14 protein-coding genes are annotated in these 14,020 nt (G+C 36.9%); 9 read left to right on the top strand and 5 right to left on the bottom strand.

Going from position 1 to position 14,020, the window contains the following annotated elements:
* The first annotated feature begins 446 nt into the window (after nt 1–446).
* Complete coding sequence (locus IRZ80_RS20270) at nt 447–1,265, top strand: DUF5995 family protein (protein WP_194644103.1); 819 nt, start codon at nt 447–449, stop codon at nt 1,263–1,265.
* Between the two features lie 46 nt (nt 1,266–1,311).
* Entirely contained in the window at nt 1,312–1,719 is a 408-nt protein-coding gene (locus IRZ80_RS20265; RefSeq protein ID WP_194644101.1) for a hypothetical protein, read from the top strand.
* A gap of 229 nt (nt 1,720–1,948) precedes the next feature.
* Here IRZ80_RS20265 and glgA read toward each other — a convergent pair whose 3' ends face one another.
* Complete coding sequence (gene glgA, locus IRZ80_RS20260) at nt 1,949–3,175, bottom strand: glycogen synthase (RefSeq protein WP_194644099.1); 1,227 nt, start codon at nt 3,173–3,175, stop codon at nt 1,949–1,951.
* Between the two features lie 515 nt (nt 3,176–3,690).
* Here glgA and IRZ80_RS20255 point away from each other — a divergent pair.
* The 4 genes from IRZ80_RS20255 to IRZ80_RS20240 all read left to right on the top strand — a co-directional run bounded on the left by IRZ80_RS20255 (nt 3,691) and on the right by IRZ80_RS20240 (nt 7,040).
* Nucleotides 3,691–4,803: an AI-2E family transporter gene (locus tag IRZ80_RS20255; protein WP_194644097.1), complete on the top strand. Its 1,113-nt coding sequence runs from the start codon at nt 3,691–3,693 to the stop codon at nt 4,801–4,803.
* A 265-nt stretch (nt 4,804–5,068) separates the two neighbouring features.
* Nucleotides 5,069–5,785, top strand: coding sequence for a hypothetical protein (locus tag IRZ80_RS20250; protein WP_194644096.1), 717 nt, complete (start codon nt 5,069–5,071; stop codon nt 5,783–5,785).
* Nucleotides 5,786–6,511: 726 nt separating this feature from the next.
* The gene (locus IRZ80_RS20245) at nt 6,512–6,754 is read left to right on the top strand and encodes a hypothetical protein (protein ID WP_194644094.1); all 243 of its coding nucleotides are present in this window, start codon (nt 6,512–6,514) and stop codon (nt 6,752–6,754) included.
* Nucleotides 6,747–7,040, top strand: coding sequence for a type II toxin-antitoxin system RelE/ParE family toxin (locus IRZ80_RS20240; protein ID WP_194644092.1), 294 nt, complete (start codon nt 6,747–6,749; stop codon nt 7,038–7,040). Before IRZ80_RS20245 ends, IRZ80_RS20240 begins: the two co-directional genes overlap by 8 nt.
* 178 nt (nt 7,041–7,218) lie before the next feature.
* Here the strand turns inward: IRZ80_RS20240 and IRZ80_RS20235 are convergent, their stop codons facing one another.
* Nucleotides 7,219–7,878 carry an HAD family hydrolase gene (locus tag IRZ80_RS20235; protein ID WP_194644090.1) on the bottom strand — a complete coding sequence of 220 codons (660 nt, stop codon included), beginning with the start codon at nt 7,876–7,878 and terminating at the stop codon, nt 7,219–7,221.
* 193 nt (nt 7,879–8,071) lie between these two features.
* Between IRZ80_RS20235 and IRZ80_RS20230 the strand changes: the two genes are divergently transcribed.
* The gene (locus tag IRZ80_RS20230; RefSeq protein ID WP_194644088.1) at nt 8,072–9,238 is read left to right on the top strand and encodes an FAD-dependent monooxygenase; all 1,167 of its coding nucleotides are present in this window, start codon (nt 8,072–8,074) and stop codon (nt 9,236–9,238) included.
* A 12-nt stretch (nt 9,239–9,250) separates the two neighbouring features.
* Nucleotides 9,251–9,766 carry a GNAT family N-acetyltransferase gene (locus IRZ80_RS20225; protein ID WP_194644086.1) on the top strand — a complete coding sequence of 172 codons (516 nt, stop codon included), beginning with the start codon at nt 9,251–9,253 and terminating at the stop codon, nt 9,764–9,766.
* A gap of 6 nt (nt 9,767–9,772) precedes the next feature.
* Here the strand turns inward: IRZ80_RS20225 and glp are convergent, their stop codons facing one another.
* Nucleotides 9,773–10,942 carry a gephyrin-like molybdotransferase Glp gene (glp, locus tag IRZ80_RS20220; protein ID WP_194644084.1) on the bottom strand — a complete coding sequence of 390 codons (1,170 nt, stop codon included), beginning with the start codon at nt 10,940–10,942 and terminating at the stop codon, nt 9,773–9,775.
* A 227-nt stretch (nt 10,943–11,169) separates the two neighbouring features.
* Between glp and IRZ80_RS20215 the strand changes: the two genes are divergently transcribed.
* A complete protein-coding gene (locus IRZ80_RS20215) occupies nt 11,170–11,604 on the top strand; it encodes a hypothetical protein (RefSeq protein ID WP_194644082.1) in 435 nt (144 codons plus the stop codon).
* 152 nt (nt 11,605–11,756) lie between these two features.
* Here the strand turns inward: IRZ80_RS20215 and hemL are convergent, their stop codons facing one another.
* Nucleotides 11,757–13,043, bottom strand: coding sequence for a glutamate-1-semialdehyde 2,1-aminomutase (gene hemL, locus IRZ80_RS20210; RefSeq protein ID WP_194644080.1), 1,287 nt, complete (start codon nt 13,041–13,043; stop codon nt 11,757–11,759).
* A 128-nt stretch (nt 13,044–13,171) separates the two neighbouring features.
* Nucleotides 13,172–13,978 (bottom strand): glucosaminidase domain-containing protein, encoded by an 807-nt coding sequence (locus IRZ80_RS20205; protein ID WP_194644078.1) that lies wholly within the window; start codon nt 13,976–13,978, stop codon nt 13,172–13,174.
* Nucleotides 13,979–14,020: the final 42 nt, after the last annotated feature.

The raw sequence follows: 14,020 nt of genomic DNA, 5'->3' as shown, positions 1-14,020 counted from the left end.
AAAAAAGATACTCCAAAAATTTAGCACGCAGATTTACGCAGATTTCTTTTTTAGATAATGGCTCAATATCCCCTTAGCCCAATTAAATAAAGTTAAACTTTAATTCTTGCTCGGCAAAGACGCGAGGTCGCAAAGTTCAAAACGGTTTTCTTTGCGTCTTAGCCCTTTGCGAGCCCATATTCACGCAAAGAATAAAAAACTAATTATGAAATAAAATGCTGATTTTTAGCCCCGATCGCAGTGAAAATCCTCCCTGCCCGGGGTTCGGGCAGGGAGATTGCAACGAAGAGCGGGACAAATCTTTCTGCAAATGCACAATTTTTCTGCTCCTAAAAATAATATTCGAAATCTTTTGCAAAACAGCAAGATAATTACTGCAAAAAAACGCATTGAAAACAAAAAATAATTATATTAGCTCCCCATTAACCGACCATAACCCGTTAAAAATGAACACAAAACAAGCCACTAGTATTAAAGAAGTTATCCAGTGTCTGGACGAAATTATTGAAAAATCAAAAATAGAGCAATGTGCCATAGGTTTATTTGCCACTTTATACAGAGAAGTTACAATGCAGATAAAAAACGGTATTGAAACGGGCTTGTTCGAAAATCCGGAACGCATGGAAAAACTGGATGTTATTTTTGCGAATCGCTATCTGAAGGCGTATTATCAATTTAAGGCAAAAGAAAAATGTTCGGAATGCTGGGAGTTTTCATTCACAAAAGGTGAGGAATACTGGCCGATTGTGGTACAGCATTTACTGCTTGGAATTAATGCGCATGTGAATCTGGATTTGGGAATCGCCTGCGCACAGGTGAGCACGCCTGAAAGTATTTTTGACCTGCATTCTGACTATAATAAAATCAATGAAATTTTAAGCAATCTGGTTAATGGTGTCGAAAAATGCCTGGTGGAAATCTGGCCAACACTTACATACATCTTAAAACTATCTGGCAAAATAGACAATTTCTTTATTGATTTTAGCATGAAAACCGCAAGAGACGGGGCATGGAAATATGCAACAGAATTTGTCCTGCTTCCAGAAGATAAATGGGAAGCTTCGATACAGGAAAGAGATCTCAAGGTCACCAAAATAGCGCGATTGGTTTCGAATCCTGGTTTCTTTGTAAGCAGTATTTTCAAACTTATCCGAATATTTGAAAGAGGAACCGTGGCTCAAAAAATTATTGAATTGAGTAAAGTGGAATACAATCCGGTTACTGAAACTGTTGTAACTCCTGAATGTACCGTACAGCCAATTTAACCACAAAGTTCGCAAAGTTTTACACAATAAACTTCAATCAAAAACAATGAAGAGACTAACTATTTTCTTTCTCTTAATTTCATTTTTTTCAAATGCACAACACTCTGAAAAATTATATTTCGGACGAGGACATAATTATAGCACAGTTTACAGTTACTTCGTGACTGAAATTTTAATATCAAATGATTCAATCTTTACCAGATTTGATTATAAACTTCCAAACATAAAAGAATGGAAAAATTATAAAAAATATAAACCAACTAAAGAAATACTAAGAATTTCCAAAAAAGGAAATTTTTATGTTTTTGTTGATTCAATAAATGGCACAGAAATATTTGAAATGCATTGTCTCAAAATTTCAGAAAAAAAAATAGTATATTATTCTAGAGCTCCAAATGGAAATATGGAAAAAAGACATTTAGGAAAAGGATTTACATTTAGACGAAAAAAATAGAGTCTCTGACTGAAATCGCAGGACTTTGAGTGAAAATTTTGCACGCAGATTATGTAGATTCTCGCAGATTTAATCAGTATAAAATCCGTTTTAGCCGTTAAATCCGTGGTCGATTTAACCACAAAGCACACAAAGAAAAAACGCAAGGTTAGCAAAACTTTGCATTTGTATGCCTTGCGAAGCTCGCGGTTAATTATCTAATTTTCAAATCACCTAATTATCACATTATCTAAGCCGTTTCTTTCTCGAATCGGGCGATGACTTCCTGATAATAATTATAAGTTGTTTTGGCAATTGACTCCCAACTGAATCTCTCCAAAACTCGTACACGTCCGGCTTTGCCCATAGCATCTGCCAATTCTTTATGATCGAGTAGTAAATTTACTTTCTCAGCGAAGGCCTTTTGAAAAGCTGTTGGATTCAGCGGATTGAAATTGGTCCTCGAAACACTTTCAAGCGGAATCAAATATCCGGTTACGCCCTCGACAATAATCTCGGGAATTCCACCCACGTGACTGCCTACAACAGGCGTTTCACAAGACATTGCTTCCAAGTTGATGATTCCGAAAGGCTCATACAATGACGGACAGGCAAAAACACGTGCATGGCTGTACAACACTTTGACTTTTTCGCGGGGAAGCATTTCCGAAATCAGTATTACGCCTTTACGTTTGGCTTTCAGTTGATCGATAAGGTTGGAAGTTTCAATGGCAATTTCTTCGGTATCGGGAGCGCCTGCGCAAAGCACGATTTGGCAATCCTCATTAAAATATTGGCACGCTTCAATCAATTGCGAAATCCCTTTTTGACGGGTAATACGACCCACAAAAAGCACGAACGGAATATTCGGGTCGATTCCGTATTCAGCTAATAAAGTATTGTCAAAAGTTGGCTTGTAAAATTCAGGATCGATTCCGTTATGGATTACCGTCACTTTTTCAGGATTCACGCCATAGGCTTCGACCACATCAACTTTCATTTGTTCGCTTACGGCAATAACGCCATCCGCCGATTTATAAGCGTTGGTCTCAATCCATCGGGACATAAAATAACCGTTGCCCAACTGTTCCACTTTCCAAGGACGGTGCGTTTCCAAACTGTGGGTGGTCAATATCAACGGCACCTGTAACAATTCTCTCGTAAAAACACCCGCCAAATGTGTGTACCAAGTATGGCAATGCACAATGTCGGCCTTTGGTGTTGCCTGCGCCATTTCGACATTTCGGCTTAGGTTATGAAACATTTTGATATGTTCATTTTCCGGGTCCACCATTTTAGTCAAACAGGAATTTATCCCTTCCACGTGCATGGAATCGTTGTTTACATTTTGGTCTCCAAAACACCGAACTTCAACCTGACCCAATTTGGCCAATTCGTGGCTTAAAAAATCAATATGTACTCCTGCTCCCCCATAAATGTTTGGTGGAAATTCGTTGGTATAAAGCGCTATTTTCATATGTAGTATTTTATGATTCGTGGTATTCAATACAAAAGCACATCCTTATTAACAGCAAACACAAATATAAATTAAACAAACTATTTAACCTCACCCCCAATCCCTCTCCAAAAGAGAGGGGAGCTTCCAATGTCAATAAGTTAAGCTTTACTTCACTTTCAGAAACGCAAAGTTTAGATCGGATTTCTTTGCGCCTTTGCGAGAATTATATTTAGACAAACTCTAGCAGGAAATCCTTAACTTAATGAAATTGAGAGAACCTATTGAACTAATTTACATTTGTATTTCGTATAAAACATTGAAATGCCTCGAAATATCAATTTAGTAAAAATACGAAACCGCAATTTAATTCGTACGCAAACCAAACATTATTTTAAAACTATTTTTATGTTAAGACTACAAAAAAACATAAACTTTCCGCAAAAGACATCCGAATATACCATTAATAATTACCATATTTTAACTAGATTAGCACAATAATCCAAATATTACTCATTATCCAAAACCGAAATAGTATGCAACAAAACAGCCCAACTTTCAATATTTTCAATTTCGAAAAAATTGCCGACATCCTTATACGGCTCGGTGTATTGTTTTTACTGATTGGCTGGTGTTATGATATTCTGAAACCCTTTGTTTTAATCATAATTTGGGCCATTGTCATTGCTGTGGCCTTCAGTCCAATTTATGAAAGAGTAGTCAAATTATTCAAAGGCCGAAAAGTACTAGCCACGATATTTGTAGCACTTATATTGCTAACCATTTTGGTCGCGCCCAGCGTACTCATCACACAATCCTTGTACGAAGAAATCAATAATTTTGCTCATTACTACCAAACCAATGAACACTTGATTCCGCCACCCGGAGAAACCACCAAAAATTGGCCAACGATAACAAAACCAATAGTTGAAATATGGGCATCGGCCTCGGAAGACCTTTCCAAAGTGGCACTTAAATATACAGAACAGTTAAAAACAGTCGGTTCATGGCTATTGCTTTCCTTGGCGGGAATAGGTAAAGGCATTCTGCAATTTATCGTATCGATTATTATTGCGATGGGACTGTTATTGTATTCCGAATCGCTAACCAAAGTATCCAAAAACATTTTCGTTAAACTTATCGGAAACAATGGCGAACACTACGCCGAAGTCACCGTAATCACCATTCGCAATGTCGTAAAAGGATTCTTGGGCGTAGCCTTGATTCAGGCACTAATGATAGGCATTGGGTTCTTTTTGGCAGGTGTTCCCTTTGCTGGAATTTTCACCATTATCTGTCTATTTCTAGCCATTATTCAAGTAGGAATTGGCCCGGTTGCCATTCCGGTAGTCATTTATATGTATTCCGTAACCGATGCCACAACGGCAACAATACTGGCAATTTGGGTCGGAATCACGCTGATTTCCGACAATATCCTAAAACCCATTTTGCTAGGAAGAGGCAATCCTCCGGCACCAATGCTTGTGATATTCCTTGGTGCGATAGGCGGTTTCATTTACAACGGCTTCATTGGCTTATTCCTGGGAGCGGTAATCCTGACTTTGGGATATAAATTTTTCCTTTCCTGGATAGACATGGAAAACGATGAACCCCAAATCGAAGAATTACAAACTGAGGCAGAAGAATAGGATTTTGCAATTTCAATTTATTGTGCTAAAACTCATTTGGGCGTGCCCCCGTTGAGAAAAGGGGCTTATTCAGCAATGCGGTTATACAGCCCCTTTCCTCAACGCGGTCGGGCTGTACGCGTTACAAGGTAACTTGCTCCCATCCCTCACGCGGGAGTATAATAACATTATATTAACAAAGAACACTTGACTAAATAAAAATTTTCATAATAATTGTTAAGATAAAAATTGATATATTTGAATGAAGTAATGCGAAACATACAATATGAACAAATTTGAATTCAAGAAAGATTGGTTCTATAAAGAAGAAGAACGGAAAGACACATTAAACAACACACTCAATATTCCGATTGGAATCTTAACCGCAATAATTGCGGGTTTATATTTCATAATAACAAAATTTAATTACGAAAACTGTGGAGGTAATATTTTAAAATTCCTCTTTATAACTATTATTCTATTTACTTCAATATTTTGGCTGGCAAGTATTTATTATCTATTACGTTCATATAACAATCTGTATGATGGCTATAAATACAAGGCATTTCCTAGTGCCCATTTTATTGAAGATGAATATAATAACCTAGAAACATATTATAATACATATAAAGATAGCTTAGCTCCAAATATAACCTTAGATAGTCTAGTTGAAGATAATATTGAAATAATTTTAACCAATTGTCTTGATACTAATATTTTCAATAATGACCGCAAATCAGCTTACCTACATGATGCTAAAATTCAAATACTTAATTGTATACTTTCACTTTTCGTTGCATCAATTTTTTACACATTTAATTATATTTACCATGAGAAAAATGAAACACATAGAATCCTAATTACAAACAAAGATTACATGCGAAACGAAAGACAAACACCCTCACCACCTCCGCCTCCGCCTAGGCCACAAGAGCCAAGAGAAATTAGAGAAAATCAACAGCCAACTCCAAGACCAACTCCACCACCGAGGCCAAGACAATAGCCTAGTCTCGACTAGCCCTACCTTAAATAAGATTGCTGTTGAGTAACTCGTCAGCAATCTTATTTTTTTCCAAAAAAATCTTTACGAAAGAATCCCCCGCTAGTGCGAGCGTCACGCTCGTACACGCAAAGATTGAAAAACAACCTTATAGAATAACAAAATGAATAAAAAGACTACGCTTTTTCTTTTAACAATGCTAATAGTTATCATTATCTATTCTTATTTCAATATTCCAAACAAGTTTGAAACTGAAGGAGGATCATGTTATCACGGAATTACCGCAATGCTTATTCGATTCTTTTTGACAGTTTGTGTAATTTTAAATCTACTATCAATATTTCTAATTACCTATAAATCTAAAACCAAAATAGCTAAAGTCTCAAGTATTCTTTCACTTATAATCTGGCTAATTGGGGCAATTATACATTCTCATGATAATTTTCTAATCGGTCTGGCATATTTCACTCCTTTTCTTATCCTCAATTTTATTATTGTAATTGTGGTTTTCAAGAATCCAAAAAATAAAACAACTGATCTAAAACTTTAAGACAACAAAAAATGTTCCCCCGCTATTGTGAGCGTCACGCTCGTACACGCAAAGATTGACAAATAATTATTACCAATCTACTTATCAAAAAATTAAGAATCTTAAATTTACAGACAAATTATAAAATTTAAAATTGGATTAGCGTTATATTTGTAAAATAGGTTTTAAAATCAAAAATCATGCAACCAACTAATTTACAAAAGGATAAACTCGATTTAATTGACAAAATTCTCCATACCGAAGATCAAAACACATTGGATTTCTTAAAAGATTATCTAAATGACGAGCCTTTGCAATATCAACTAAGCGAAGAACAAAAAAACATTGTAAGGGAAAATACCGAAAATTATTTATCCGGAAAAGACAAAGGAAAATCTTGGAAAGAAGTTAAAGCCAAATTACTTTCGAAACGAAATGGGTAAATTAAAAGAAGCCCTTTCAATTCAGGCAGAAAACGAATTAGAAGACGCATTACAGTACTATGATTTAATTTCAACAAAAATTGGAGATAACTTTCTAAAGCAAATCGATGCCTGCATTGAATCCATTTTACTGAATCCTGAAACTTACAAATTAGAATTTGATGTTTACCGCCAAGCTGTGGTCCAAAAATTTCCTTTTGTCATTATTTACACAAAAATTGATTCTACAATTTTAATTTCTGCCATTTTTCATACAAGTAGAAATCCAAACAAAAAATTTAAGTGATTCCACCACTAGTACTAGCTGGAAAAGTTATTATGAAAAACTAAACCCGTAAACCAGCCCAGATTGCAGTGGAAATCCTTTTATGCCGGTGTTCGGCATAAAAGATTGCAACGAAAAGCGGGACAACTGTTGATGAAATAATAAGTACTTCTGCTCCTTAAAAAAACATCAAATTCCTTTAACTATTCAATAATTCCAGAATCTTGTCCGCGTTTACTTCACTGTAATCGTTGATGTAAAAATGACACGGAGGCAGTTGTTCTTTGGTATGCGAGCTCAATACGCCCACCACTTTCATTCCGGCATTGAGACCTGCGGTAACCCCCGAAAAAGAATCCTCGAAAACCACACAGTCGGACGGAGAAACCCCTACACGCTCAGCCGATTTTAGATACACTTCGGGATTGGGTTTATGACTGCTTACATCTTCGCTTGCCATCATCGAATCCATTTTGTCTCCAATTTTCAGGGCATTTATAATCAAATCGAGATTGGCACGCGGAGCAGATGTCGCAACGGCGGTTTTGAAACCACGGGATTTAAGTTCGTCCAAAAAAATCAGATAATGCGGAATGGTTTCTACTTTGTCTTTATAAATTTCACGAAACATTGATTCTTTTTCGTCCTCCAATTGTTTAAGTTCTTCGCCGGCAATGGGACGCTTGAAAAAATGCGACATGATGTAACCATTGTGTTTTCCGTACATATGATCTTCAAACTCCTGTTGGGAATGAGAAATTTGGTACTTATCAAAAAATGCTTCAAAAGCCTTGCCATGATCCGGATTGGTGTGACAGATTACACCATCCATATCAAAAATTACACATTGCTGTTTCATTATAGTTTCGTTGTTTTAAGGGACCGCAAAGATACAACCATTTGCATTTTCTTGAAGCCTAAATACGGAAACAAAATTTAATTTTTACAGCCGTTGATGAATCCATTTTCATTGACTGCAAAACAATTCTTTCACTATATTTGATACACCAAAGCTGATCGTCTGTGTAATTTTTGAAGAAACAAGTAACGAAATGGATAGAAAAACAAATATTGTTATTTTGGGTGCCGGTGTCAGCGGATTGACCACCGCAATAGCTTTACACCAAAAAGGATTTGAAAACATAGCCATTTTTGAGCAAAGACAAACATCAGTAACAATTGGTGCAGGTATAGTTCTATGGGCAAATGCAAGCAAAATTCTAGACAGTTTAAATTTGTTGCCTGAAGTACAAAAAATTGGAGGACAAATAAAACAAATGGAGCGCTGGACTGACAAAGAGGAATTCTTAGGTTCCATTAATGTTTCTACGATTGACACAGTAATTGGCGCAACCAGTTATTCGGTGAGCAGAAAGGAACTGCAGGAAATTTTATTAAAAAAAACCACCGATCTCAAAATTCCTGTTTTCTATAACCATAAAGCCATGCAACTATCTTCTAGTGACAATAAAGCGACTGTTTTATTTGATAACGAAACTGAAATAAAAGCAGATATTGTTATTGGCGGAGACGGAAGAATGAATTCGGCGGCGAGACAATATGTCAATGGAGACAACAAACCTGTTTATCAGAATTTTGTAAACTGGATAGGAATAGTAGAAAGCAACAAACCTATTTTTTCAAATGCTGAAATTGTCTTGGATTTTTGGGGTTATGGAGAGCGTTTCGGAATCGTTCCAATAACCGAATACAAAGGATATTGGGCCGGCGGTAAATCACTGCCTCTTAATTCACCTCTAAAAACCAAGAATAACAAAGAGGAATTATTGAAATTATTTTCCTCATGGTCACCAAAAATTAAAACCATCATACAGTTAAGTGAGGAAGAAAACATCAAGTACATCGAGGTCTTTGACCACAACCCTATTTCAAATTGGCACAAAAATAACGTCTGCCTAATCGGAGATTCGGCACACGCTGCACTGCCAACATCAGGACAGGGTGCATGCCAAGCCATAGAAGACGCATGGGAATTAGCATCCGTTTTGGAAGAAGCAAAAACACACGATGAAGCATTTGCAAAATTCCAAAAGAACAGATTCGATAAAACAACTGCCATCACAATGGCTGGTAGGGAATTAACCAAATCATTATTCAATGAAGATCCCGTATTCTGCAATTACAGAAATGAAAATGCAAAAAAGACAGATTATAACCTTGTAGCCCAGAATATTGCTCAATTATGGCCTCTAAAATAAAAAACAATAAAAATGAATTATTCCTTTAGAAAAGCAACAGCTTCTGAAATTCCTGAGGTATGGGAAATTTTACAACAGGCGATTGTCCGCAGAAAAAAAGACGGCAGTGAACAATGGCAGGATGGTTATCCCAATCTGCAATCGGTTCAAAATGACGTAGAAAAAGGTCAGGGATTTGTTTTAACTGAAGGAGAAACAATAACAGGATACAGCGCAGTATTAATAAACGACGAACCTGAATATGCTAAAATTATAGGCAAATGGCTAACCAATGATGACTTTGTTGTATTTCACCGTGTAGCAATTTCCGAAAATCATCTGGGCAAAGGTCTGGCAAAAAAAATGCTGGAGTATATAGAAGATTTTGCCTTAAGCAACAACATCTACAGCGTCAAAGCAGACACGAATTTTGACAATACCGCCATGCTGAAAATCTTTGAAAAATCGGGTTACAAGTATTGTGGCAAAGTATATTTTAGAGGAGGCGAAAGAAAAGCATTTGAAAAAACACTCGCTAAAAACAGCTAAAATAAACTACAGCAGATACACCTCCACTTTGTCTCCTTTTTTCAATTCATAATTTCCGTGAGGAGCATAAACCAATCCATTGGAAACCGAAAAAGAATTGAGCATTGATGAAGCCTGATGTGACAAAATTGCTGCTTCTCCGTTAACAATATTCGCTTTCAAAAATTGGGAACGGGTATTTCGTACTTCATAATCATGAGCAATAGGCATTAAAACCGCCTGCTGATAATTCGCTTTTGCACCAGATAAAATCGCCAGTGTAGGTAAAACATATACATAAAAACAAGTCAGGCAGGCCGCTGGATTTCCCGGTAATGCAAAAACCATTTTGTCATTCAGTTTCCCCGAGAATAAAGGCTTTCCTGGCTTTTGATTCACTTTATAAAATAAGGTTTCTACTTCCAATTCCTTTAAAGCTCTTGCCACAAAATCATAATCCCCAACCGATATTCCTCCGGAAACTAATATCACATCGTTAGCAGTTAAAGCTTCCTGCAGTTTATTTTTGGTGTTTTCAAAATCATCATTGACTTCGTATAAAATAACCGCTTCATAATAGCCATCCATCAACGCTGATTGCAGCATAAGTCCGTTGCTTTCATACACTTTTCCATATTCGAGCGGTGTTCCAGGTTTGGATAATTCATTGCCAGTAACCACAATTCCTACCTTCGGTTTTTGGTAAACACTGACTTTTGTGAAACCAAGTCCTGCCAAAAAACCTATCGCTGCTGCATTCAGAATCTTTCCTTTTTCGAGTGCCAGATCTCCCGCCGAAATCTGCTCTCCTATTGGCCTGACATTGGTTCCGGCTTCAACCAGTTCATCCAGCAATAATTGTGTTCCGTCGACAGAAACCTTTTCAATCTGAATAACAGCTTGCGCCGAATCAGGGACTGCTGCTCCTGTAAAAATTTTTACAGCCTGTCCTGGCATCAGTTCAACCTTATGCGAATCTCCCGCTTTTACTTCGCCAATAATTTCATAAACCAAAGCATTGTGAAGGCACAAAGCAAAACCATCCATCGCCGACTGGCGGAAAGGAGGCATATTGATTGGTGAAAAAAGTGACTCGGCCAAAATATGTTTTCTTGCTTCAAAAAGCGAATACTCTACTTTTGGCAAAACGGGCAAATTATCTTGTAATATCGAAAAAGCTTCCTGAACAGAAATCATGTGCTGTGAATTATATTGGTTTTCAAAAATACGATTCGCAAATGATTTTATGATACTATTGCATCTAAAAGTTAATAAACAGCTGCTCTTTCTTTTGTTAGAAATTTTATAAAACCTCAAACAAAAATATTTCGAGGATTGATATTTTTTTTCAAAATAAAATCTAAGACATTAAACCTTTGACCGTTATATTTGTCTTATCCATATAACTTAAAAACAAACAGAATATGAAAACACTAATAATTGCCTTAGTATTTGGAATTGGAGTATCTGGATTTGCGCAGGTAAGCACACCACAGTCTGGTGAATCCTACCGGGAAAAAACAACTCCGGAACAGCGTCAGCAGAAACATTTGACTTACTTAACCAAAGAATTAAATCTGGATGCCAAACAGCAGGAAGCTGTCGGTAAAATTTTAGCAGAAAAAAGCGCCAAAGCACAAGACCTGAAAGCTCAAAGAGACACCAGAAAAGACAGTGGAGAAAAAATGACTTCAGAAGAAAGAACCGCTTTAAAAAATAAAATGCAGGCCGAAAAAGCAGATACAGAAGCCAAAATGAAAGCTATTTTATCTGCCGATCAATACCAAAAATGGCTTACAATAAGAGAAGAAAACAAAGATAAAATAAAAGACAGAATGAGAGAAAAAAGAGGGATGTAAAAAGTTAAACACGAATTTCACGAATTAAAATGTTCTAAAAAAATAGGTCTCACAGATTTAACACCAATTTTTACATTGTGCTACTCTGTGAGATCTATATTTTATAAACGAACTGATTAGTGCTGATTAGTGTAATTTGTGTTCTAATTTTTTCAAAACGTTTTGGAAACCTTATCTATCGCATTAATAGTAAAATCCAAGTCTTCATACGTCAGTGCATCAGTGATAAACCAAGTTTCATAAGCAGATGGCGCAATATAAACACCTTCAGCTACTAGTCCGTGGAAGAATTTCTTGAAAGTTTCATTATCTCCAGCACCAGCCGATTTAAAATCAGTCACCGGATTCGCATCAAAATGAACCGAAATCATCGAACCCACTCTATTAATTGTGAAAACAACATTATTCGCTTTCAAGACTCTCTCGATTCCTGCGCCCAAATAAGCGGTTTTCTCTTCCAGTCTTTTAAAAATTTCACGATCATTGTCCAAAGCCTGTAACATTGTCAATCCAGCAGCCATCGCTAAAGGATTTCCAGACAAAGTTCCAGCCTGATAAACAGGTCCCAATGGAGCAAGATAATTCATAATTTCCTCACGCGCAGCAAAAGCGCCCACAGGTAACCCGCCACCAATTACTTTACCAAAGCAGACAATATCCGCATTGATATTTAACAGCTCCTGCGCTCCGCCTCTGGCCAATCTGAAACCGGTCATTACCTCATCAAAAATCAGCAGAATTCCGTTTGCCGTACACAGTTCGCGCAAAGCTTCCAGAAAACCTTCCGCCGGCGGAATACATCCCATATTTCCGGCAACTGGTTCGATAATTATAGCCGCAATTTCATTTTTATTAGCTTCGATTAATATCTTTACGTTTTCCAGATCATTATATTGGGCAAGCAGCGTGTCTTTGGCTGTTCCTGCTGTCACGCCTGGGCTGTTTGGTGTTCCAAAAGTCACCGCACCGCTTCCTGCCTGAATCAAAAAGGAATCGGAATGACCGTGATAACAGCCGGAAAATTTTATGATTTTGTCTCTTTTGGTAAATCCGCGCGCCAGACGCACTGCACTCATACACGCCTCTGTACCCGAATTCACAAAACGGATTTTATCAATATTCGGAACCATAGAAACAGCCAATGATGCAATTTGTGTTTCCAGTTCGGTCGGCATCCCGAAAGAAGTTCCCAGCTTTGCTTTTTCAGTTACGGCCTGCACAACTGGCTCATAAGCATGACCCAAAATCATTGGCCCCCAGGAATTGATATAATCGATTAAACGGTTTCCGTCTTCATCATACAAATAAGCACCTTTGGCACTTTTTACAAATATTGGCGTTCCTCCCACGGCTCTAAAAGCCCTAACCGGCGAATTTACTCCTCCTGGAATTACTTTTTCTGCTTCAGCAAAAAGCTGACTGCTTCTTTGGTATATCATTTTTTTTATTTTTTTGAGATAATAGATATAAGACTAATTGATGATAGACTCAAAAGTTTAATAAATTGTCATACTCTTCAATCTATTTTTCTTTTTTCTATTATCATTCGTCTATTATCTTTCTGTTTCTATTTCACAATCAGCTTCTGTCCTATCGAAAGCGTATTATCCGTTAAATTATTTTTTTGCTTTAATTCCTCAACCGTTAAATTGAATTTTTTGGAAACCGAATAAAAGGTATCTCCTTTTTGAATCTCATAAAGATTAGCTTGGTCTGAACCAAAATCATCCCGAACTAATACTTTCGTCTCTTCATTTTTGGGTTCTTTTCCCAAAACCTTAGAATCATATTCATGCAGATTATAGGTTTCAATATAGTTTATTAATTTTTCAGGATACTTCGGATCGGTGGCGTAACCTGCTTCGCGTAAGCCTTTTGCCCAAGCTTTGTAATCGCCTTTCGGCAATTTAAACAAACTGGCATATCTAGTTTTACCTGTTAAAACCATGGCGTGGTCTTTGTATGATTCCGAAGCCTGTTTGTATTTTCTGAAACATTCGTTGGCAGAATCATCATCTTTATACACTTTGTCACCTGTCCAATCATGGCATTTAATTCCGAAATGGTTATTGGCATTTACTGCCAAATCACTCTGACCTGCCCCTGATTCCAAGATTCCCTGCGCCAGAATAATACTGGCCGGAATTCCATAGGATTTCATATTGCTCATCGCAACACCGTTGTATTGGGCTACATACCCATTTACTATTTCTGCGTTTGACTTTGGTTTAGAAGCCGAACTACCACCGCCGTTTTGAATGGGTTTGGAATATTTCCAGCCCACTGGTTTTTTGGTAGTCTGAATTTTTGATTTTGAAGAACCACATCCAATCAAGGACATAATCACAAAGAGTAAAATTATTTTTTTAAACATATTTTGAATTTATGATTTAGGATGTTTCGATATTGTCATTGA

The organism is Flavobacterium sp. HJJ (assembly GCF_015351475.1).
Classification (GTDB): Bacteria; Bacteroidota; Bacteroidia; order Flavobacteriales; family Flavobacteriaceae; genus Flavobacterium; species Flavobacterium marginilacus.
This window is presented reverse-complemented; position numbering and strand designations above follow the sequence as displayed.